This is a genomic window from Sulfuriflexus sp. (genome assembly GCF_032250955.1).
In the GTDB taxonomy this organism is placed as follows: Bacteria; Pseudomonadota; Gammaproteobacteria; order AKS1; family AKS1; genus Sulfuriflexus.
Genome location: NZ_JAVVES010000004.1, coordinates 33,861 through 55,127, shown reverse-complemented (window position 1 = coordinate 55,127; position 21,267 = coordinate 33,861). Strand labels below are relative to the sequence as shown.

At 53.7% G+C, this 21,267-nt stretch carries 20 protein-coding genes and 1 tRNA gene; 16 read left to right on the top strand and 5 right to left on the bottom strand.

What is annotated here, in order from left to right:
• Window positions 1–106 precede the first annotated feature (106 nt).
• The 4 genes from RQ738_RS01275 (at window position 107) to RQ738_RS01260 (ending at window position 6,234) form a co-directional block, all read left to right on the top strand.
• Window positions 107–1,366 carry a TolC family protein gene (locus tag RQ738_RS01275; protein ID WP_314161566.1) on the top strand — a complete coding sequence of 420 codons (1,260 nt, stop codon included), beginning with the start codon at window positions 107–109 and terminating at the stop codon, window positions 1,364–1,366.
• A complete protein-coding gene (locus RQ738_RS01270; RefSeq protein WP_314161565.1) occupies window positions 1,363–2,613 on the top strand; it encodes an efflux RND transporter periplasmic adaptor subunit in 1,251 nt (416 codons plus the stop codon). Before RQ738_RS01275 ends, RQ738_RS01270 begins: the two co-directional genes overlap by 4 nt.
• A gap of 11 nt (window positions 2,614–2,624) precedes the next feature.
• Complete coding sequence (locus RQ738_RS01265; RefSeq protein WP_314161564.1) at window positions 2,625–5,777, top strand: CusA/CzcA family heavy metal efflux RND transporter; 3,153 nt, start codon at window positions 2,625–2,627, stop codon at window positions 5,775–5,777.
• Window positions 5,778–5,838: 61 nt separating this feature from the next.
• Window positions 5,839–6,234: a hypothetical protein gene (locus RQ738_RS01260; RefSeq protein WP_314161563.1), complete on the top strand. Its 396-nt coding sequence runs from the start codon at window positions 5,839–5,841 to the stop codon at window positions 6,232–6,234.
• Window positions 6,235–6,372: 138 nt separating this feature from the next.
• On the opposite strand, the gene RQ738_RS01255 is transcribed toward RQ738_RS01260, so the two are convergent.
• Window positions 6,373–7,047, bottom strand: a complete 675-nt coding sequence (locus tag RQ738_RS01255) for a TVP38/TMEM64 family protein (RefSeq protein WP_314161562.1) — start codon at window positions 7,045–7,047, stop codon at window positions 6,373–6,375.
• A gap of 233 nt (window positions 7,048–7,280) precedes the next feature.
• A tRNA-Arg gene (locus tag RQ738_RS01250) sits at window positions 7,281–7,357 on the bottom strand.
• Window positions 7,358–7,632: 275 nt separating this feature from the next.
• Between RQ738_RS01250 and RQ738_RS01245 the strand changes: the two genes are divergently transcribed.
• Window positions 7,633–8,127 carry a c-type cytochrome gene (locus RQ738_RS01245; protein ID WP_314161561.1) on the top strand — a complete coding sequence of 165 codons (495 nt, stop codon included), beginning with the start codon at window positions 7,633–7,635 and terminating at the stop codon, window positions 8,125–8,127.
• A gap of 200 nt (window positions 8,128–8,327) precedes the next feature.
• On the opposite strand, the gene RQ738_RS01240 is transcribed toward RQ738_RS01245, so the two are convergent.
• The 3 genes from RQ738_RS01240 to RQ738_RS01230 all read right to left on the bottom strand — a co-directional run bounded on the left by RQ738_RS01240 (window position 8,328) and on the right by RQ738_RS01230 (window position 10,954).
• Window positions 8,328–9,086: an alpha/beta hydrolase family protein gene (locus RQ738_RS01240; RefSeq protein ID WP_314161560.1), complete on the bottom strand. Its 759-nt coding sequence runs from the start codon at window positions 9,084–9,086 to the stop codon at window positions 8,328–8,330.
• Window positions 9,087–9,148: 62 nt separating this feature from the next.
• Window positions 9,149–10,663, bottom strand: coding sequence for a YifB family Mg chelatase-like AAA ATPase (locus tag RQ738_RS01235; protein WP_314161559.1), 1,515 nt, complete (start codon window positions 10,661–10,663; stop codon window positions 9,149–9,151).
• Window positions 10,664–10,708: 45 nt separating this feature from the next.
• Window positions 10,709–10,954, bottom strand: a complete 246-nt coding sequence (locus tag RQ738_RS01230; RefSeq protein WP_314161558.1) for an accessory factor UbiK family protein — start codon at window positions 10,952–10,954, stop codon at window positions 10,709–10,711.
• Between the two features lie 277 nt (window positions 10,955–11,231).
• On the opposite strand from RQ738_RS01230, the gene RQ738_RS01225 reads away from it, so the two are divergent.
• From RQ738_RS01225 to RQ738_RS01175, 11 genes are all read left to right on the top strand, one after another.
• On the top strand, window positions 11,232–11,930 hold the full coding sequence (locus RQ738_RS01225; RefSeq protein WP_314161557.1) for a TorF family putative porin: 699 nt from the start codon (window positions 11,232–11,234) through the stop codon (window positions 11,928–11,930).
• Window positions 11,931–11,991: 61 nt separating this feature from the next.
• Window positions 11,992–12,330, top strand: a complete 339-nt coding sequence (gene glnK, locus RQ738_RS01220; RefSeq protein ID WP_314161556.1) for a P-II family nitrogen regulator — start codon at window positions 11,992–11,994, stop codon at window positions 12,328–12,330.
• Window positions 12,331–12,347: 17 nt separating this feature from the next.
• Entirely contained in the window at window positions 12,348–13,619 is a 1,272-nt protein-coding gene (locus RQ738_RS01215) for an ammonium transporter (protein ID WP_314161555.1), read from the top strand.
• 525 nt (window positions 13,620–14,144) lie between these two features.
• Window positions 14,145–14,426: a type II toxin-antitoxin system mRNA interferase toxin, RelE/StbE family gene (locus RQ738_RS01210; RefSeq protein ID WP_314161554.1), complete on the top strand. Its 282-nt coding sequence runs from the start codon at window positions 14,145–14,147 to the stop codon at window positions 14,424–14,426.
• Between the two features lies 1 nt (window position 14,427).
• Entirely contained in the window at window positions 14,428–14,688 is a 261-nt protein-coding gene (locus RQ738_RS01205) for a helix-turn-helix transcriptional regulator (protein ID WP_314161553.1), read from the top strand.
• A 510-nt stretch (window positions 14,689–15,198) separates the two neighbouring features.
• Window positions 15,199–17,097 carry an adenylate/guanylate cyclase domain-containing protein gene (locus RQ738_RS01200; protein WP_314161552.1) on the top strand — a complete coding sequence of 633 codons (1,899 nt, stop codon included), beginning with the start codon at window positions 15,199–15,201 and terminating at the stop codon, window positions 17,095–17,097.
• A 41-nt stretch (window positions 17,098–17,138) separates the two neighbouring features.
• Window positions 17,139–17,696, top strand: coding sequence for an SH3 domain-containing protein (locus RQ738_RS01195; RefSeq protein WP_314161551.1), 558 nt, complete (start codon window positions 17,139–17,141; stop codon window positions 17,694–17,696).
• Between the two features lie 2 nt (window positions 17,697–17,698).
• The gene (locus RQ738_RS01190; RefSeq protein WP_314161550.1) at window positions 17,699–18,598 is read left to right on the top strand and encodes a M48 family metalloprotease; all 900 of its coding nucleotides are present in this window, start codon (window positions 17,699–17,701) and stop codon (window positions 18,596–18,598) included.
• A gap of 221 nt (window positions 18,599–18,819) precedes the next feature.
• Window positions 18,820–19,437 (top strand): ATP-binding cassette domain-containing protein, encoded by a 618-nt coding sequence (locus tag RQ738_RS01185; protein ID WP_314161549.1) that lies wholly within the window; start codon window positions 18,820–18,822, stop codon window positions 19,435–19,437.
• The gene (locus tag RQ738_RS01180; RefSeq protein ID WP_314161548.1) at window positions 19,434–20,225 is read left to right on the top strand and encodes an ABC transporter permease; all 792 of its coding nucleotides are present in this window, start codon (window positions 19,434–19,436) and stop codon (window positions 20,223–20,225) included. The genes RQ738_RS01185 and RQ738_RS01180 overlap by 4 nt, the downstream gene beginning before the upstream one ends.
• 67 nt (window positions 20,226–20,292) lie before the next feature.
• The gene (locus tag RQ738_RS01175) at window positions 20,293–21,267 is read left to right on the top strand and encodes a hypothetical protein (RefSeq protein WP_314161547.1); all 975 of its coding nucleotides are present in this window, start codon (window positions 20,293–20,295) and stop codon (window positions 21,265–21,267) included.

Below are 21,267 nucleotides of genomic sequence, written 5' to 3'. Positions count from 1 at the left end.
GATTCTTCGGTACTGACCGGGAACATCTGTTGAACACCAGCAGTTGTGTCGGTGCCGTTTGTTCACTTATTAATTGGGCCGACTGACGGTCTAAGGAAGTGTATCCATGCGATTATTGTTAGGGGCTTGTGCCCTGATCTGGGTGGTATCTGCTACAGCCGCCCCAAACATGACGGCGGAAAAGCCATTAACAATGAGCCAAGCCATTGCGATGGTTCTGGAAAACAATCCACAGTTACAGGCTGCTGATTTTGATAGCAATGCGGCAGCCGACCGCGTTAGGCAACGGAGTCTAACTTCACCATGGGAGTTGGGTGTCGAGTTTGAAAATCTGGCCGGCGGCAACGGGGTTAGTGGTAGCAGAAACCTGGAAACCACGCTTAGTCTGGGACGTGTGCTGGAGCTGGGAAACAAGGCTCACTTGCGTGGTGAAGTTGCTCGCTTCGAACTCGGTGTATTGCACCATGAGCAAGATGCACGGCGTCTGGACTTGCTTAGCAATGCGGCGAGACGTTTTCTCGATATTGTCCGGGTACAAGGTGAACGAGACCTGAGTGAAGAGCAGGTTACGTTGATGCAGCGTACCTTGCAGGCGGTAGAGAGACGCTACGAGATAGGCAAGGCGCCAGAGGCGGAACGTAGCCGGGCACAAATTAATCTGGCAAAAGCAGAGCTGGCCCGGGAGGAAACAGAGCATTTACTTGCCAATGGCCGTCGGCAGTTATCTGTGCTTTGGGGGGAGTTGGAGCCCGGTTTTAGTAGTGCGCAGGCTGATCTTTTTCGACTTCATGATGAGCCAGATTACGCGACACTGGAACAACGCATTGAACAAAATCCGGTACTGGCACGTCTAGCCACTGCAGAGCGCCTGGCCAATGCGCGGCTACAATTGGCTCGCTCCAAACGTAACAGCGATGTGGATATTAAGGTTGGCATGCGTCATTTCAATGCCAGTGACAACCTTGGGCTCACCCTGTCCATGAGCATGCCCCTGGGTAGTGGTGGACGCGCACGACCTTATGTATCTGAAGCTGAAAATTTACAACAACGAGAGCCATATTTGGCTCAACAACAGCATATGGCCTTACGTGCTACGCTTTTTGAACTTCACCAGGAATTGCTGCATGCCCGTGACCGACTAATTGTTTATCAACAACGTATTATTCCGGCTGCTGAAAAGGCGTTGGCCGATTACAGCCGGGGTTATACCGCCGGTCGTTACTCATTGTGGGAATTAACCTCAGCGCAGGAAATATTGCTGGAAGCGCGTCGCGAGATTCTGTCCGCAGCTACTGAACATCACATGATCGGAATTGAAATCATTCGCCTTATTGGCGCTACACCTGCTACCGGAGTTAACCCATGAACCGCAATAACTTTCTTACCCTGCTGGTAGTGAGTGCTGCCGCTATTAGCATCTGGCTAATAATAAATAACACCGATTCGTATGATCATGCAGAAGAATTGCACCAGGATTCTGTTGTAGAGATCCCCAAAGGTCCTCACGGCGGCAAGCTTTTTACAAAAAATGATTTCGCTATCGAGTTGACCTTGTACGAGACAGGTGTCCCTCCAGAGTTTCATGTCTATGCCTACAATGGCGGTAAGGCCCTGGCACCTGATGCAATTGACCTGCAGGTTGAGCTGACTCGCCTGGACGGTCAGGTTGATCGATTTACCTTTGAACCGCTAATGGAGTATCAGCGCGGTCAGCCTGAGGTCGCCGAACCACATTCTTTTGATGTATCTATCGTCGCAAGATACAAGGATAAGTCATATCAATGGAAGTTTTCGAGTTATGAAGGCCGCACAGTAATCCCCGGGGTTATGGCCAAACAGGCAGGTGTTGAAACAGAGCCTGCTGGGGCGGCAGTGCTGACGGAAACCCTGTCACTCACCGGGCGTGTACAGGTTGACCCAACACGCATGGCTCAGGTACGCGCTCGTTTTAACGGCGTTGTACAACGTGTTAATCGTAATCTTGGCGAACGGGTCAAGAAGGGTGATGTGCTGGCTACGGTGCAGAGTAACGAAAGTCTTCAGGTTTATTCGGTTAAAGCACCTATTGATGGTTTGATTCTGCGCCGTGATGTTCAGGTTGGCTCAATAACGGGTGATAGTCCCCTATTTGTAGTCGCCGGGCTATCTCAGGTATGGGTAGAGCTGGATGTGTTCAGCCGTGATATGTCGCGGGTTAAACCGGGACAGGATGTAACCATTGAAACACTTGATGGGAAAAGTATCACCGGCAGCATCGAGTGGGTATCACCACTGGCGGCTCATGCCAGCCAGAGTGTGCAGGCACGAGTGGTGTTGGACAACGTTAATGGTCAACTGCGTCCCGGTCAATTCGTTCGCGGACAGTTAACAGTAGCTGAACACCCTGTCGCATTGGCTGTACGTCAGTCAGCTATTCAGGGCTTTCGCGATTTCCAGGTTGTATTTGCCCGCATTGGAGATACCTACGAAGTACGTATGCTGAAGCTTGGTCGTCAAAATGACGAGTGGGCTGAGGTACTTGGAGGACTCAAACCCGGCACCGAATATGTCACGAGTAATAGTTACCTAATCAAGGCGGACATTGAAAAGTCCGGTGCCAGTCACGACCACTGAGGAGTAGCACGATGTTGAATCGTATCATTTCCGCCTCACTGGCCCACCGTTGGCTGGTATTGGTGATCACCCTCGGGCTTATGGCCCTGGGAATATACAACTTTAGCCGTTTGGCCATTGATGCCGTGCCGGATATCACTAACGTTCAGGTGCAGATCAATTCTGAGGCCCCGGGTTATTCGCCACTGGAATCAGAGCAACGCATCACCTTTCCTATAGAGACAGCGATGGCTGGCTTGCCGCGGTTAACCGAGACGCGTTCAGTATCACGTTACGGCCTCTCTCAGGTTACCGTGGTTTTCGAGGATGGGACTGATATCTATTGGGCACGCCAGTTGATTAGTGAGCGTTTGATAGAAGTAAAGGAGCGCCTGCCGCAAGGAATTGAACCGGCGATGGGGCCTATCGCTACAGGCCTGGGCGAAATCTTCATGTACACGGTTGCGGCCAGGGAGGGATCGGAACTGACGCCAATGGAGCTGCGCACAGTACAAGACTGGATTGTGCGACCACAATTGCGCCAGACCCCGGGTGTAGTAGAGGTCAACACCATCGGCGGTTATACCAAGCAGTTTCATGTGCTGCCTGACCCTGACAAATTGCTGGCCCACGACCTGACATTGCAAGACCTGATGGCAGCTTTAGCGCGCAATAATCTGAACACTGGAGCGGGTTATATCGAGCGTTTTGGCGCGCAGTATCTGATCCGCTCGCCGGGCCAGTTGGCCAACCTGGATGAAATCCGGGGTCTTGCCGTCGCCATGCGCAACGGTGTGCCGATCCTGCTCGCCGATGTTGCCACGGTCACCCTGGGACACGAATTGCGTACCGGTGCAGCCACCCAGAACGGCAAGGAGGTGGTACTCGGTACTGTCTTCATGCTGGTCGGTGAAAACAGTCGCGTGGTATCACAGGCGACAGCCGCACGTCTTGAGGCAATCAAGCCTTCGCTACCTGAAGGGGTGGAGCTGACCCCGCTGTATGACCGTACCACGTTAGTAGACAAGACCATCGCAACTGTGCAGAAGAACCTTGTCGAAGGGGCGCTGTTGGTGATCATAGTATTATTATTGTTGCTTGGTAATTGGCGAGCGGCACTGATTACAGCCGCCGTCATCCCTGCAGCAATGCTAATGACCATCACAGGCATGGTGGAATCGCAGGTGTCTGCCAACCTCATGAGTCTGGGGGCACTGGACTTTGGCCTGATCGTGGACGGCGCGGTAATCATCGTCGAGAACTGCCTGACGAGGCTGGCAGCCTACCAGCGTATGCACGGTTCCTTGCCCGATCTGAAGGAGCGTCTTCGCCTGGTGCGCGAGGCTACCGTCGAAGTGGTACGGCCGAGTGTATTCGGTGTGTTGATCATCCTGATCGCCTACCTCCCGATCTTTGCCCTCACTGGTATCGAAGGCAAGATGTTCCACCCGATGGCCTTTACCGTAGTAACAGCATTACTGGCAGCATTAGTATTGTCCGTCACCGCAGTCCCTGCCGCCGTGGCCCTGTTCGTTAGTGGAAAAGTCAAAGAACATGACAATCGCTTGATGGCGGGTTTGCGTCGTGCATATGAGCCTGCATTATATATGGCTTTAAGCAATCGCTGGCAAGTAGTCATGGTGGCCATCAGTCTGGTGGTCGTGTCGGCAATTTATGCCGGACGCATGGGTGCCGAGTTCGTGCCTAACCTCGACGAAGGCGACATGGCTGTGCATGCCCTGCGCATTCCCGGTACCAGCCTCTCTCAGGCAGTAGCGATGCAAGAGGCATTGGAATCACGAATAAGCGAGTTCCCGGAAGTGTCACATGTATTCGCCAAACTAGGCACAGCTGAAGTGGCTACTGATCCTATGCCGCCGAACGTGGCTGACACCTTCGTTATGTTAAAGCCGCGTGAGCAATGGCCGGATCCGGACAAGCCCAAGGCACAATTTGTAGAAGAGTTAGCTGCGGCTGCGCGTGCCATTCCTGGTAATAACTATGAATTCACCCAGCCCATCCAGATGCGTTTTAACGAGTTAATCTCCGGGGTGCGTTCGGACCTCGCAGTGAAAGTCTACGGGGATGACTTCGATACGCTGGTGGAACTCGCAGAACAGGTAGAAAAAGTGTTGGCAACCGTGCCCGGTGCGTCAGATGTACGTATCGAGCAAGCCACCGGTTTGCCAACCTTAATGGTGATGCCTGACCGCGAACGGCTGGCTCGCTACGGACTGAATGTCACAGCAGTGCATGAAACCCTGCGCATTTCAATGGGCGGCGAGAAGGTAGGCCAGGTGTTTGAAGGAGATCGCCGTTTCGATCTGGTGGTGCGCTTGCCTGAATTGTTGCGTACCGACCTGGAGCATCTGTCCCGCCTGCCCATACGATTACCGGAAGATAGTGGTGATGAGGTGAGTGGCGATGCAGATGTGATGAGAGTGGCTCGTGTTACGCCGCACAGCATTCCATTGGGTGAGGTTGCAGATATTTCATTCACTCAGGGACCGAATCAAATTAGTCGCGAGAATGGCAAGCGTCGCATCGTGGTGACTGCTAATGTGCGTGACCGTGACCTCGGGGGGTTCGTTGCCGATGTGCAAAGTGCAGTCGGTGAACGTGTGCAATTGCCCGCCGGGTACTGGCTGGATTATGGTGGCACCTTCGAACAACTTATCTCTGCCTCTAAACGACTCTCGGTAGTGGTGCCACTGACCTTGTTGATCATCTTCGGACTGTTGTTTATGGCGTTCAACTCAATCAAAGATGCGGCACTGGTATTCAGTGGTGTGCCGCTCGCGCTTACCGGTGGCGTGGCCGCTCTTGCACTGCGTGACCTGCCACTGTCTATCTCGGCAGGAGTGGGTTTTATCGCTCTCTCCGGCGTCGCGGTACTCAATGGCGTGGTAATGCTGTCTTTCATACGCGACCTGCGGATTCAAGGCATGGCACTGGAACCTGCCATTGTGCAGGGGGCGCTTAGACGCTTGCGCCCGGTACTGATGACCGCGCTGGTGGCCAGCCTGGGTTTCGTTCCTATGGCCCTGAACGTTGGCACTGGTGCTGAAGTGCAGAGACCTCTGGCAACTGTAGTGATCGGCGGCATTGTGTCATCGACCCTGCTTACTTTGCTGGTGCTGCCAGCGTTATATCGTATGGTTTATCGGAACGCCAAAGATAGCTAACCGAATCGGATAGTTTGAACATAGACAACATGCATAACGGATAAAGCATCAGGAGATGCGAATGAAAGGTTATTTATCCATATTATTGTCAACCATTACGTTGAGTGGATGCGCAATGTTTGCAGGAATTGAAGATTCTGTTACCGATAGTATTATCATCGAAAAAGTCGACTCCCGGTTGGCGAGTGTTGGCAACGTCACAGTCACACAAATAGAGTCTGCGTTGCGCGTGCGTGGTGAGGTAATACGAAAAATTGCAGGCAGAGGCCCTATATACGGACATATACACATCGAGGTTCTTGGGGCTGATGATCGCCTTTTGCTTGACATTGGAGGTGATTACCGACGCCGCAATACCAAAGTGCGGTCAGCCGGATTTTCCGAGATGCTAAACATAGATGCGGCTGCGGCAAAGAAGGTGGTGGTCACACACCATGCGCGGCGTCACAATTATTGATTAAGCAGCATTAAGGGCTGTGGACGATGTTCACATATTGGCCACAGCCCTTCGCCATCAGCAATCTAACCGGTTTTTTTTGGCGATGAGAGGTGATTCTGGTAATGATAAGAAAGAGGCTTACTGATTACGAGAGAATTATTTCCGGTGGTCTGAGAATCGTTTAATAACAAAAATGATGAGTGATATGGCGCTAAGTAACAATATCGTTAATCCGATGCGTTGGCTTTCAGCGGTGGCGAGCTCGCTGCCAAAGTGGGCTAATAAAAAACTTGCCGGAATAATTCCGGCAAGTGTGGCAATCGCGAAACGCCAGTAACTCAATGAGGTGACCCCCGCCGCATAGCTGATCATATCGAAAGAAATAAAGGGTAATAAACGCGAAATAAATACAATAAACATAAGCATGTTATGGGTGCCGCTCAAACTTTTTCCGTAATTATTACCCAGCCATTTACGCGTAACATCAATGCCTGAAATTCGCGCAATATAAAATGCAGCAGTTGCACCAAGAACCGAGCCAATGGCAATATAGATTGTGCCTATGGTATGGCCATAAATTGCCCCGGCAGCCAGCGCTATCGGTGCGCTTGGTACAGGACTCATGATGATGGCAATCATCATTAAGCCGATAATGAGAAAAGGGCCGACGGGTCCTTGTTGTTGTATCCATGGCCTCAGGTTGGCAGTGTTTTCCAGAAAGGCCAGCGCCCCTGCTTGTTCGAGTACGAAATAGAGAGAGATAAGCGCCGCTAAAATTATGCCAATATAAATTAACCGTTTAGTGGAGTAATTTGTTTTTTTGTGAGGCATAGTACGTATGGAATTTATTGACTCTTGAATTTCTGTATATAGCCAGGAGTATATCCAATATTTTCCATTTCAGTAGGGCGTTCCGGGCCAGTGAGATACGTTGAGCTCATAACTTAAAGCTACTAATTACCCCTGTAGTGGAAACCCGGTTAAGAATGAGGTCTTCGCTGGGCACAATATGGGCACAGACAATTTTCGGTGAAGTTAGATTGTCGCTAACTACTTGATTTAAATGGTGCGCTCGGCGGGAGTCGAACCCACGACCTTTGGCTTCGGAGGCCAACACTCTATCCAGCTGAGCTACGAGCGCATAATGTAGAGCTTATTCCCGGTTAACGAGAAGGGTTATTCGTGATAACCCCTGTATTATCTCGGGATGAACTTCGTTCTCCGGCCACAGGAATGACCGGAGCGTGGCAAGCATACCGTTGTGGACTCGCGACGTCTATCTTTGATGGGTATATCACTTATTTTTCCGTAGTTTAGTATTTTATGACGGCCCGATTGTGGCATACTCTGGCCCTGATTTTTCACTGGTGGCCATGTTCGCGGCCACTGTAGCCTACATTTTCAAGGGGAAAGACCATGGGACAGCAAGATAGCCATGTAATGAAGACCCTGACGCAGTTTATTCTGGGTCTGGTCGCGTTTGCCATACTGATTTTTGTCGTCGCACAGTTCATGACGGGCGGTTTCTATAATAACGACCAGTCAGCCACAGGTGAGGCTGATGACTCGGCAATTGCCGAGCGGATTGCACCGGTTGCCGAAGTGACTGAAGCCGGCGATACGGCAGCAGCCGGGGGTGACGAGGTTGCGGCTACCGAGCAGAGTGGCAAGGATGTTTATGCTTCTGCCTGTTTTGCCTGTCATGGTACAGGTGCCGCCGGTGCGCCGAAGTTGGGTGACAAGGCTGCCTGGTCAGACCGCATTGCCAAGGGCATGGATGTGCTGGTTGGCCACGCCATCAACGGCTTCACCGGCGACAAGGGCGTGATGCCGGCCAAGGGTGGTAACCCGGCCCTGTCTGACGATGCCGTCAAGTCTGCCGTGGAATATATAGTGGAAGAAGGCAAGTAATGCCCTGAACCTTCGGTACGAAGGTCAGGGAACTCGAAAAGGTCAGCCTCGGCTGGCCTTTTTTAGTGTCAGTTGCTCTACCATACTGACACTTATAAGGGTTATGTTAGTGTCAGTTGCTCTACCATACTGACACTTATAAGGGTTATGTTAGTGTCAGTTGCTCCACCATACCGACACTTATGTGGGTTTTTTATTGCCTAGAGATAACGACCCGCCCAGGCGCAAATGATATTGGCAAGATAATGCGAGTCCTGCTGGAGCTTGAGGAGGTGGTCGGCGTGTTCGAGGCTGACGATCGAGGCCGGTTTGCCGGCGTGCCGATAAATGTTCTCGGCATGCTGGAAGTCGAGTAATTCATCGTCATGCGACTGGCAGATTAGCAAGGGTTTCTGGTAGGTGCGCAGACTGGAGCCGTCATCCGGATAGGCAAGGTCCTGGAAAAACTTCTCGCCCACCTGGAAATGCATGCCGCCTACGGTAATTTCAGCCTTGCCGGTCTTGTTGACCTCGGGCCGCTTGCCGATGAAGTGGCGCGCGACATGGCCGGGGTCGGCGGGCGCGGCGAGTGTGACCGCGGCCGTGCAGCTGGGGATCCGGCCGGCGGCATGGAGTATGGCCGTGCCCCCCATCGAGTGGCCGATTAACAATTTAACCGGCGCATAGTTGGCGGCCATGTAATCGGCGACGGCGATAATATCCTCAACATCGCTGGCAAAGTTGGTTTGGGCGAAGTCGCCGTCACTGTCACCAATGCCGGTAAAGTCAAAGCGCAGTACACCGATACCCTGTTTCGCCAGCTCTTCACAAATGACATGAAAAGACTTCAGGTTGCGGGAACAGGTAAAGCAGTGACTGAACAGGGCGTAAGCGCGTGGCTTGTTATTTTCCGGCAGGTCAAGTTCAGCGCCAAGCGCCTTGCCCTGACCGCCCGGTATACGGAGTCGCTTTTTTAGCATAAGTGAGGATGTCGGGAATATTTACTGACGCAATGATAAAGCAAAACGCAACCGATTGCAGTTTATCCCCGGCCGCGAAGGGGCCGATCAAGGCGACGATAACCGATAGCTTCCTGCAGATGCGGGGTGGCAATGTCCTCACTCCCCGCCAGGTCAGCAATCGTACGCGCAAGCTTGATGATGCGGTGCCAGGCGCGGGCGGAAAGGCCAAGCTTCTCGATGGCGCTCTCGAGCAGAAGGGCGTCGTCAGGCCGTAGCCGGCAACAGGTGTCAATTTCCTTGTTGCTGAGGGTATGGTTGGTCTTGCCGCAACGCTGCAGCTGGCGTTGCCGCGCCGCCTGTACCCGCGCCCGTACCGAGGCACTGTTTTCCCCCGGCTCGCTATTATGCAGATGTTCGTGCTTGAGGCGCGGCACCTCGATATGCATATCGATGCGATCCAGCAGTGGCCCGGAAATCCGTGCCCGGTAACGCATGACCTGTTCCACGCTGCAATGGCAGCGCCCGGCCGGGTCACCGAGATAGCCACAGGGGCAGGGGTTCATTGCGGCAATAAGCTGAAAGCGCGCAGGAAACTCAGCCTGCCGCGCGGCGCGCGAGATCGAGATATAGCCACTCTCGAGCGGTTCGCGCAACACCTCGAGCACGCGCCGCTCGAATTCAGGCAACTCATCAAGAAACAGGATGCCATGATGGGCGAGCGAGATCTCGCCGGGGCGGGGCTGGCTGCCACCACCCACGAGTGCCACCGCCGAGGCGGTGTGATGCGGAGAACGGAAGGGCCGCTGACGCCAGAGGTCGGGGTCGAAACCCTGCGAGCTGACAGACAACACCGCCGCGGATTCAAGGGCCTCGTCCTCGCTCATGTCCGGCAGAATACCGGGCAGGCGTTTCGCCAGCATGGTCTTGCCGGTGCCGGGCGGGCCGATCATGATCAGGTTATGGCCCCCGGCGGCGGCGATCTCCAGCGCCCGCCGGGCATGATGCTGGGCGCGCACCTCGGCAAGGTCATCAGTGTGAAGCGGCTGACAGTTATCGGGCCGGCCGTGCCGGGCGGGCAGTCGTGCTGTGCCGTTCAGGTGCGCACAGACCTCGAGCAGGTGTTGCGCTGAATATTGCCTGGCATCCTGGATGAGGCTGGCCTCGGCGGCGTTTTCAGCGGGCAGGATAAGCTGGCGACGCGCCTGGTGGGCGGCAATGGCGATAGGCAGGGCACCGCGTATGGAGCGCAACTGTCCGGTCAGTGCCAGCTCACCGCTGAATTCATAATCAGCAAGCTCGGGGGCCTCGAGCTGGCCCGAGGCGTGGAGGATACCGAGTGCGATAGCGAGATCGAAGCGCCCGCCCTGCTTGGGCAGGTCGGCCGGTGCCAGGTTGATAGTGATGCGGCGTGCCGGGAAGTCAAAATTGGAGTTGATTATCGCGCTGCGCACGCGCTCCTTGCTCTCGCGAACCTCGGTTTCAGCCAGCCCCACAATCGAGAGCGCGGGCAGACCATTGGAGATGTGGATTTCAACACTGACCAGCGGTGCGGTGATACCGGCCGCAGCGCGGCTGTAGACAATAGCAAGCGACATACCTGACTTCCTTGTTCGTTAGCACAAGCATCCTGCCCATGCGGTTTATGTCTTGTTTTCGAGTTCCTGCAAACGTGTTATCAGCGCCTCGAGCTTTTCCCGGGTACGGGCCAGCACGGCAGCCTGAACATCAAATTCTTCACGAGTAACCAGGTCCATACGCGACACAGCAGCAGAAATGGCCAGACGCAGGGTCTCGTCGAAGTCTTCGCGCGCCGTTGCCAGGCCGTCCGGCAGGGACTCGCGTAACTGGCGTGTCAGATCATCTATAAGGTTACGTGTTTCGTTCATAAGTCCATCCAGTGTGACTGATGCCCAAGTGTAACCAAAAAATCTGGACAGTGACGATTATTTCAGCACCAAAACGGGGCACCAATATTGTGCACTGAGATTTATTGGTGCAGGTATTTCCCCATATGGCGTCCAGTGAATTGGATAACTTATTGTAATTATTAAAAAATAATTACTTGGCATAGCTTGTGCAATTAGCAGTGCAAGTGGTAAACGACTTCCACCCGGTTTCATTTGGCAGACCCTAATTTTATCAAAAGCGTCAGGAGATAGAGACATGAAAAAGACATTAACAAGCATTGCGGCAGCAACCCTCATGGCCGGCTCAGGCCTGGCTATGGCCGAGGTGGAGTTCAGCGGCAATGTGGCATTAACAACCGACTATGTATTCCGCGGCATTTCCCAGACAGATGGCCCGGCCGTTCAGGGCGGATTCGATATGGCCGTATCAAACGGCCTGTATGCCGGTATCTGGGCATCCAACCTGGACTTTGGTGACGATGCCGATATCGAGGTCGACTACTACGCCGGTTTCGCTGGTGAGCTTAGCAACAAGCTCGGTTATGACGTCGGCGTGATCTATTACGACTACCCGAGCTCTGATGCCGCCAGGGCAGGAGATTACGATTTTACCGAAGTCTATGGTTCCCTGTCTTATGACTTCGGCCCGGCCGCGGTCAGTGCCGGCCTGAACTACTCGAGTGACTTCTTCGGCGGCACCGGCGACGCGACCTACACCACCGTGGGCGTGGACATTCCGCTGATGAACGATTTCGCCCTGGGCCTGCACTACGGCTTCCAGGATATCGATGATGGTCAGGATTACGACGACTGGAAGGTCGGTCTGAGCAAGTCGATGGGCGGCTTTGATTTTGCCCTCGATTACACCGATACCGATCTGAATGACAGTACGAATTGTGGTAATGCAAATATTTGTGATGACCGCTTCATCTTCACCGTTGCAAAGAGCTTCTAAACATTAGCCATGCTTGAGCCCCGCTTGCTGCAAGTGGGGCCAACCGGCAGGAGGAATAAAAATGAAATTAGTAAGCGCAATTATTAAACCCTTCAAGCTCGATGATGTGCGGGAAGCGCTATCCGAAATCGGCGTGCAGGGGATAACAGTTACAGAAGTAAAGGGGTTCGGTCGTCAGAAGGGGCACACCGAGTTATACCGCGGGGCGGAATATGTCGTCGATTTTCTGCCCAAGGTGAAGCTTGATGTCGCCATCAATGATGATCTGGTTGAACAGGTGCTTGAGGCCATTTCAAAGGCTGCCAATACCGGCAAGATCGGTGACGGCAAGATCTTTGTCTTTGACCTGGAGCAGGCCGTCCGCATCCGTACTGGCGAGTCCGGTCCGGAAGCGCTTTAACAACAGGAGTAAGCAAGATGGAAAATAATATTTTTGAATTGCAGTATGCCATCGATACCTTTTACTTCCTGGTATGCGGCGCGCTGGTAATGTGGATGGCAGCAGGTTTCTCGATGCTGGAGGCGGGCCTGGTCCGGTCCAAGAACACAACGGAAATCCTGACCAAGAACGTCGTCCTGTTTGCGATTGCCTGTACGGCATACATGGTTGTCGGTTACGAGATTATGTATGACGGTGGCCTGTTCCTTGAAGGCATCGCCGGTGGCGAAAACCTGACCAAGGATGCGCTTGCCGCATCGGCGGCAAACGGCTTCGGTGGGGATTCGGTATATTCCAGCGCCTCTGACTTTTTCTTCCAGGTGGTGTTCGTGGCAACCGCCATGTCTATCGTCTCTGGTGCCGTTGCCGAGCGCATGAAGCTGTGGGCCTTTATCCTGTTCGCCGTTGTCATGACTGCCTTCATCTACCCGATGGAAGGTGCCTGGACATGGGGTGGCAAGTCAGTATTCGGCATGTTCAGCCTGGGTGATGATTTCGGCTTCTCCGACTTTGCAGGTTCAGGCATTGTGCACATGGCCGGTGCTGCAGCCGCACTCGCCGGGGTACTGTTGCTTGGCCCGCGCAAGGGCAAGTACGGCCCAGACGGACACGTCAATGCGATTCCAGGTGCCAACCTGCCGCTGGCCACGCTGGGGACCTTCATCCTCTGGATGGGCTGGTTCGGCTTTAACGGCGGTTCGGTGCTGAAGCTGGGTGATATGGCAAGCGCCAACTCCGTGGCCATGGTGTTCCTGAACACGAATGCCGCTGCCGCCGGTGGTGTCATTGCCGCGCTCATCATCGCCAAGCTCATGTTCGGCAAGGCCGACCTGACCATGGCCCTGAACGGTGCCCTGGCTGGCCTGGTCGCCATCACTGCCGAGCCTTCCACACCAACCGCGCTGTCTGCCACCCTTATCGGTGCTGCCGGTGGTGCTCTGGTCGTGTTCTCGATTGTCGCTCTCGACAAGATGAAGATCGATGACCCGGTCGGTGCCATCTCGGTTCACGGTGTCGTCGGTATGTGGGGGCTTATGGCCGTACCACTGACCAACAGCGGCGCAACCTTCGGCGGCCAGTTCGCCGGCCTGTTGACCATCTTCATCTGGGTCTTTGCTGCCAGCCTCGTAACCTGGTTCGTGATCAAGGCCGTGATGGGAATCCGCGTCAGCGAGGAAGAAGAGTACGAAGGTGTCGATCAATCCGAATGCGGCATCGAGGCCTATCCGGAGTTTGTATCCACTAAATAATAAAAGCTAAACCTCTCGACCCTCGTGGTTGAATTCAACGGGCGCTTCGGCGCCCGTTTTTTATGCCTCGAACCATCGGAGATGGTTGAGGTTGCCCTGACGCTGGAAGCGTAGGGTACTCACAATGGAGCCGACAGGATCCTGTGAGACAGCATAATGAACCCCCGTAGGGTGGCTCATAGAAGCTTTTCAAGCTTCATTATGAGTACCCTATTCCACTGTCCCAGTGTCATCAGGGTATCTTTGAGTGGTGAAATTATCAGCCACAGATGCCTATATAAACGCAAAAACCTAAAGCCCCACGGACATCGGAGATGGTTGAGGTGCTTATAATTGCCTCGACTCATTGGAAATGGGTGAGGTATCCATAATGAACCTTACAGGACAAAACGTATTTCCAAATAAGGGCTAACAAGGCGTTTGCTGGAGCTCATTTCGTTGCGCTTGGTTTGTTCGGTTTATGGGTAACGTTATGCGTAAAAATGTCATTGACATACCATTATTGGTATATATACTAATAATGGTATGTGGTCCATATATGAACATAGGCGCGTTCCCAAACAACTTGGTTCAATACCAAACGACGTACTTAAACGGTACGAGAAATGGAAGGATATCGTGAGCCTGTCCGGCTCTCAGGGGTTACGTAAAATCAAGGGGTTTCACGACGAATCGTTAAGCGGGGATTGGAAAGGGCATAGGTCATCCCGTTTAAATCAACAATTCAGAGTCATATACAAAGTAGAGAAAGATAGAATTCTCGTCGAAGTTGTAAGCGTGACACCTCACGATTATCGGAGGAAGTAACATGAGAGAGTATTCCAAAGCCAAAAAACGCATCGATGTTTCCGTAGGAGAATCTGTTAAAATCCTGCGCGAATTGCAGGAGCTCAGCCAAAACGAACTGGCTGAATTAACTGGTATTCCGCAGTCAACGATCTCCGCTATTGAAAATAATCGTATTCAACTCGGAGTTGAAAGAGCCAAAGTATTGGCGAGAGCACTGAATTGCCATCCGGCTGTACTGGTCTTTCCTGGCTGGGATGCTGAACATGAATCAGCCGCATAACAACTGCTTCCACGCGACCATCTGCGCTGGCGGTCTTGAAGATCGAGAGTCGCAGTTACGAATTCCATCAGTAATTGCGAGTTGATGTAGAACCGGATAATAGACAATAAGGAGTAGGCATGAATCTGAATGAAAACTCCCGAACGGCATCCTTCTTTTTGACTTTCTTTCTCGGACCATTAGGCCTTCTGTATTCCTCAGTAGTCGGCGGAGTTATTTTAATCGTAATGGCCATCGCTTCTGCTTAGGCAATAATAGGTCCGATTATTTGCTGGATATTGGCTATTTTAATCGGCGATAGTGTAACGCATAAGCACAACAAAAACTTAGAGAAGCTTAAAGAAATGATGGCTGGAAAGGATGCCAACTAAATGTCCTGTGGGTGTAAGTCTAATGAGGAGGTGGAGTTGATGCGATCAAGGCAAGGGTGAATCCCTTGATTTGTTTGTTTGCTTCAAGCCCACCAGTCCTGTATAGAAAGAATAAAAAAACGACACCAAGGAGGCTGTTTTGCGCAACAACTACCTGCCATTGACCTATCTTGCACTAGGCGTGTTGCTGCTCGCGACCGTCGAGTATGGCCTGTTGAATATTCTCGTGGGGACAGAGAATGAACTCAGTGACAGTTTTGTGCGGGTCAACGCCGAACCGCTGCAGCCTGACCCGGATATCATCATTGTCGATATTGATAATTACAGCCTCGACAGAATGGCCAATGATCCGGATATCGATGCCGGACGATACCCCTGGCCGCGTGCCATACATGCCGAGTTACTGGAAGCCATACGGCAACAACAACCGAAAGCTGTTTTGTATGATGTTTTATTCACTGATTTAGACAACAGTGTCAATGCAGGCAGCGATGCGTATTTTGCCGAAGTAGCCAGTGCTACAGATAACCTCTATTTTGCTATCGCGCGGCTACCTGTTTCAGGAGACGATAAAAGCAACATCGACCTGGAGAAGGCAGGAGCGGCGCTCGGTTTTGTACCCACCACGGCGGCGTCAGCCAATGCCAACATCGCACTGGCATTGCCCATTCATATCATCGATGCCCTGCTCAGGCAGCTTGATAGTGATGTCAGCCGTATTGGTATCGTTAATTTCAATGCTGACAGCGATGGCGTTGGTCGGCGCTACGATCTCTATCAGGAGGCCTACGGCTGGCAGATCCCTTCGTTGCCCGCCCGGGTAGCACGGGATTTAGACTATCCCTTACCGCAGGGGGAGAGTATTCGCCTGCACTGGCGTGGTGGTGTGTTCGCCCACCACCGTATCGCCTTTTACGATTTATTCAAAAGCATCGATACCGACAAGGAAGATAAAAACGGCCGGCCCCAGGCACGTGACGCGCACGAACTGCGTGACAAGATCGTGGTGATTGGTGCAACGGCTACCTCACTCGGCGACTTGCGGGCGTCCCCCATCAGCAGCCTGCAACCCGGTGTTGAATTTGTAGCGACCGCCATGGATAACCTGAAAAATCAGCGCTATATGCAAGAGCCGCACAAGGCATTTGCACCGTTGTTGACAGTACTTGTCATTATGTCCCTGTTATTCACATTTCGTTATACGAACAACCATTCAAGAATCTTCTTTGGCTATGTGGGCCTGACGGGGCTTACCCTGCTGGCGAGTTACCTGGCGGTAAATGTATTGGTCATTGTGCCGGTGCTGCGCCCGCTTGTCTTTGGCTGGTTGTTCTATACCCTGGCCGCCTTATATAGCTACCTGAGTGAACGCCGCACCCGGGAGCGTTCTATCCAGATGTTTGGCCGCTTCGTTGACCCACGGGTGGTCAATGACCTGGTCAGTATGGGCGATGCTGGCCTGACGAAATACTTTAATGCACAACGTACCCAGGTCACGGTTTTGTTTTCTGATATTCGCGGTTTCACGACGATGTCCCAGCACCGTGAACCCGAGGAGATTGTCGCCTTACTGAATAAGTATTTTGGCTACCAGACGGCGGTTATATTTAAACATGGCGGCACCGTGGACAAGTTTATCGGTGATGCCATCATGGCCTTCTGGGGTGCGCCCATCAGTGACCCCGGGCATGCGCAACACGCGGTGGAAGCGGCACTGGAAATGATCGAGGTGTTACAGGCCTTCAGGCGGGAAATCGGTGGCGAAATAGGTGAGAGCTTTGATATCGGCATCGGCATACACAGTGGCGAAGCGGTGGTGGGCATGATCGGCTCCGAGAATAAACTTGATTACACCTGTATCGGCGACACGGTAAATACCGCCAGCCGCCTGGAAGGACAAACCAAGGATGTGGCGCGTATCCTGGTCTCTGCGGCGACAAAATCACAATGTGGTGATACACTCGAATTTATCGATCACGGCAGTGTTTCCGTTAAAGGCCGTGATGAGCAGGTCCGGATTTTTGAACCACGCCATTAATCATACACAATAACCACAATATGATTTAAAAGGATACGGCCGTGAATATAAATCTACTTCACACTGCGCTTATCATGCTGCTTCTCAGTACCAGCCTGGCTGCCGCTGACAGAACCGGCATCCTTACTCGTGACAGCGAGCTTCGCAATGCCCCCGGCAAGACGGCAGATTCAATCGCTACACTGGCGGCACAAAGCAAGGTGCGTATTCACCGTCGCCAGGGCGGCTGGTATGAAATCAGCCAGGGTGAAAAAACCGGCTGGGTGCGCCTGCTCACTGTGAAACACGAGAAAAACGGCAAACGGCAGAAACCGGATCCTGAGGGGAAAGGCATCGACGAGCTGATAGGTGGACTCGCCACTGGTCATGAGAAAAGCAATAAGGTTACCGCTGCCACAGCCGTAAGAGGTATCGACGAAGAAGAACTGAAAAATGCCGAACCTGATCCAGCGGCATTAGAGCAGCTGGAACACTATGCCGTGGATGCAGATACCGGGCAGGCGGCGGCTGATGAAGTCGGCTTACAGAATAAACATGTGGAGTACATTACTGCCGGGCGAAGTAAAGATAATGACGACAACCGGAGTGAGGACGAATAGCCATGAAAACATCGATTCGTGCAAGACTCATGCTCGCTGTGTTACTTAGTGCGCTGCCGGGTATGACCGCGGCATTGGATATTGGTGGTTTTGGCAGCCTGCTTGGTGGCGGCAGTGATTCAGGCAATGGGATCGACATTGGACAAGTCGTCAGTGGTATCGGCGATATTGGCCGTACCGTAACGGGCATTAGCGAAGAAGAAGAGATTGAAATTGGCCGCAATGCCGCGGCTGTTCTACTCGGTGCAGCCAAACCTGTTGATGATCCGGCACTGCAGCGTTACATCAACAAGGTTGGACGTTGGGTGGTCTCGCAGAGCGAACGACCGGATTTGCCATGGCGCTTTTGTGTTCTTGATACACCGCACCTGAACGCCTTCGCCTCACCCGGCGGCTATGTGTTTATCACCAGGGGGTTACTGCAAACCATGTCCAGTGAATCTGAGCTTGCAGGTGTGCTGGCCCATGAGGCGGCCCATGTGCTGCAAAAACATCATGTCAAAGCCATCACCAGCTTCAGCAGCAGCGGTGTGTCCGGTATCGTTAAACTCGCCAGTCAGACCAGCGGCGCTCAAGATAATTTCATGGCGACTGAACTGGTCAACGGCCTCAAGGACATGTACCTGCGCGGCCTGGACAAAGAAGATGAATATGAAGCAGACCGCATGGGCGTGGTGATTGCCGCGCGTGCCGGTTATGACCCCTACGGCCTTGCCAGCGTGTTGCAAACCCTCGACAGCGTTAACCCTGACGATGATAGTGTCTCACTTATGTTCAAGACGCACCCAACCCCGTTCGCCAGACTCGATGAGCTTACACCAGTGCTTGACCAATTAGATGATAGTGTTAGCCAGGTTGAGCCGGATAAGCGTTTTAACACCAGCGTTATGGCGCAACGTTAAGGTTATTGAACTACCCGCGGTTATCTAATCAAGGGGCAGAATACTTGAAATGTTGATCATGGCGGCTCTCGAAAGAGCGAGAGGTTCAGGCTTACAGAGCCCCATCAAGCTTCATCATAACCACCCCGCGCCAGCTTGCTAGCAGCGACACCTTCTTGGGGCTGCAGGGTTCTGCCATAATGCTGGCCTTGAATTACTGATCCGGGTTGCAACCAATAAGAATGACGCATTTACGTATAGAAGATGTCTCCACGGCGCAGGTGCCGGCGATGAGCCTGGAAGTGGGGGCCGGTGAATGCGTTGGCCTGTCGGGCCCCTCGGGGGTGGGCAAGTCATTGTTCCTGCGCAGCGTCGCGGATCTTGACCCACATACGGGACAGATCTGGCTGGATGGACAGGAACAGCAGACGATGCCGGCTACGGAGTGGCGCGCCCGGGTGGCGCTGCTGGCAGCGGAGAGTGGCTGGTGGGCAGAACGGGTGGGCGAGCATTTCACCGCGATGGATAACGGGATGTTGCAGGCGCTGGGCTTTAATGAAGACTGCATGGGCTGGACGGTGGAGCGGCTGTCCAGTGGCGAAAAACAGCGCCTCGCGCTGCTGCGCCTGTTGAGCATGCAGCCCGAGGTACTCCTGCTCGATGAACCAACCGCCAACCTCGACCCGGAGAGCGTCAACAAGGTCGAGGCCCTGATCGCCCGCTACCAGGAACAGCACGGTGCCGCGGCGATATGGGTCAGCCATGACATGGCGCAGATCAAACGTGTCGCCGGCCGGCATTACCTGTTAACCCCGCAAGGCCTGGCCAGGGATAGCGGGCCTGAGGAAATGCAGCCATGAATATCATTACACTCTCCGCCTTTGATCTGTCGCTGGCCGCTGTGCTGGTCTTGCTGCTGGCGGGCCTGAGCCTGTGGCTGCAGCTTGGCATCACGCAGCAGTTGCTGGTTGCCAGTCTGCGCACGGTCGTCCAGCTGATGCTGATCGGCGTGGTCCTGAAGGCGCTGTTTGAGAATGTCGACCTTGTCTACATGACCCTGGTTGTCAGCATCATGCTGTTGCTGGCGGGGCGCGAGGTCATGGCGCGGCAAACGCACCGCTTTGTCGGCTGGTGGGGTTTTGGCATGGGCACCCTGTCCATGTTTGTATCGACCTTTGTCGTCACGCTGCTGGCGCTGACCGTCATCATCAATACCGATCCCTGGTATACACCACAGTATTCCATCCCCCTGCTGGGCATGCTGCTGGGCAACACCATGACGGGCATCGCGCTGGGACTCGAACACCTGACACAGACTGCCCGCGAGCAACGCCGGCAAATCGAGGCGCGGCTGATGCTCGGCCACAGCGCCAGTGTCGCCATCAGCAATATTCGCCGCAATGCCATGCGCCTGGGCATGATCCCCATCATTAATTCCATGGCGGCGGCCGGTATCGTCAGCCTGCCGGGCATGATGACCGGCCAGATACTGTCCGGCACGCCGCCGATGGAGGCCGTGAAGTACCAGATCCTGATCATGTTCCTGATCGCCGCCGGTACCGGCTTTGGCACGGTGGCTGCGGTGCTGATGGCCGGGCGGCGCCTGTTTGACGGCCGGACAAGACTGCGCCTGGATCGCCTGAAATAGGTTGCCGGAACCGGCTTGACCGCTATGCTAAAGTAAACACAATCCGACGAAACCAAAAGAAGACGTGATGATAGAAAAAAACAAGTTACAGGAAGCGGCAGACCACGGCATTATCAGCAACGAGCAGGTTGCCCCGTTGCATGCCTTCTTGCACGAAGATGCCAGTGAAGAGGTGGATAGCGAGACCGGTGAGGAGCAGCTGAAGTTTGTCAGGAGCTTCGGCGACATCTTCATTACCCTCGGGGTCGTGTTTGTTGCCGTGGCGCTGAGCCGCTTTGACCTGCAGGGCTATGCCAACCTGATCCCGGTAGCCGCGTTCGCGTTGATCGCCGAGTGGCTGGTGCGGGCACGACGCCTGGCCTTGCCGGGCATCGCCATTCTTCTCGCCATGCTGTATTTCACCAGCAAGCTCGGCAGCTTCGAGACCGGCAAACATGGCCTGTTCAGTATCGGCCTGATGACCGCGGTGGCTGCTGCCTTTTACCTGCGGCACCGGATGCCGTTCAGCCTGTTGCCGATAGCGGCCGGGGTAATCGGTATCGTTACCTACTGGCTGGGCATCGATATCTCTAAACTGGCGCTCGTGCTGAGCGGCTATGGCCTGGCGCTCTTCGCGGTGGCGATGTGGTTTGATGTGCAGGATGCGGCGCGCAAGACACGCCTGAGTGACTGCGCCTTCTGGCTGCATCTGCTGGCCGCGCCCCTGATTGTGCATGGCGTCATGGTCACCCTGCTGAGCCCGGGTGGTATCGAGACACCGTTTAAGGAAATCCTGACCATTGTTTTCTTTATTGGTTTTTTCCTGCTGGCACTGTTTGTCGACCGACGCGCCTTGCTCGTCTCGAGTATTTCCTACGCCATCTACGCCGTTATCCAGTTGACCGAAGGGCATATGATCAGGGTTGAAAATATCACCCTGTTTATCTTTATGCTGTTTGGCCTCTTTATCATCTTTTTCGGTACTTACTGGTACAAGGCGCGCAGCCTGATCTTTGCGCCACTGGCCAACAAGCCTGTGTCGCGTTATGTGCCCCGCATATAA

Bases quoted from the DNA above. Each gene is read 5' to 3' on its own strand.
- RQ738_RS01275 (WP_314161566.1), top strand. From the start codon at position 107: ATGCGATTATTGTTAGGGGCTTGTGCCCTGATCTGGGTGGTATCTGCT.
- RQ738_RS01270 (WP_314161565.1), top strand. From the start codon at position 1,363: ATGAACCGCAATAACTTTCTTACCCTGCTGGTAGTGAGTGCTGCCGCT.
- RQ738_RS01265 (WP_314161564.1), top strand. From the start codon at position 2,625: ATGTTGAATCGTATCATTTCCGCCTCACTGGCCCACCGTTGGCTGGTA.
- RQ738_RS01260 (WP_314161563.1), top strand. From the start codon at position 5,839: ATGAAAGGTTATTTATCCATATTATTGTCAACCATTACGTTGAGTGGA.
- RQ738_RS01255 (WP_314161562.1), bottom strand. From the start codon at position 7,047: ATGCCTCACAAAAAAACAAATTACTCCACTAAACGGTTAATTTATATT.
- RQ738_RS01245 (WP_314161561.1), top strand. From the start codon at position 7,633: ATGGGACAGCAAGATAGCCATGTAATGAAGACCCTGACGCAGTTTATT.
- RQ738_RS01240 (WP_314161560.1), bottom strand. From the start codon at position 9,086: ATGCTAAAAAAGCGACTCCGTATACCGGGCGGTCAGGGCAAGGCGCTT.
- RQ738_RS01235 (WP_314161559.1), bottom strand. From the start codon at position 10,663: ATGTCGCTTGCTATTGTCTACAGCCGCGCTGCGGCCGGTATCACCGCA.
- RQ738_RS01230 (WP_314161558.1), bottom strand. From the start codon at position 10,954: ATGAACGAAACACGTAACCTTATAGATGATCTGACACGCCAGTTACGC.
- RQ738_RS01225 (WP_314161557.1), top strand. From the start codon at position 11,232: ATGAAAAAGACATTAACAAGCATTGCGGCAGCAACCCTCATGGCCGGC.
- glnK (WP_314161556.1), top strand. From the start codon at position 11,992: ATGAAATTAGTAAGCGCAATTATTAAACCCTTCAAGCTCGATGATGTG.
- RQ738_RS01215 (WP_314161555.1), top strand. From the start codon at position 12,348: ATGGAAAATAATATTTTTGAATTGCAGTATGCCATCGATACCTTTTAC.
- RQ738_RS01210 (WP_314161554.1), top strand. From the start codon at position 14,145: ATGTGGTCCATATATGAACATAGGCGCGTTCCCAAACAACTTGGTTCA.
- RQ738_RS01205 (WP_314161553.1), top strand. From the start codon at position 14,428: ATGAGAGAGTATTCCAAAGCCAAAAAACGCATCGATGTTTCCGTAGGA.
- RQ738_RS01190 (WP_314161550.1), top strand. From the start codon at position 17,699: ATGAAAACATCGATTCGTGCAAGACTCATGCTCGCTGTGTTACTTAGT.
- RQ738_RS01185 (WP_314161549.1), top strand. From the start codon at position 18,820: ATGACGCATTTACGTATAGAAGATGTCTCCACGGCGCAGGTGCCGGCG.
- RQ738_RS01180 (WP_314161548.1), top strand. From the start codon at position 19,434: ATGAATATCATTACACTCTCCGCCTTTGATCTGTCGCTGGCCGCTGTG.
- RQ738_RS01175 (WP_314161547.1), top strand. From the start codon at position 20,293: ATGATAGAAAAAAACAAGTTACAGGAAGCGGCAGACCACGGCATTATC.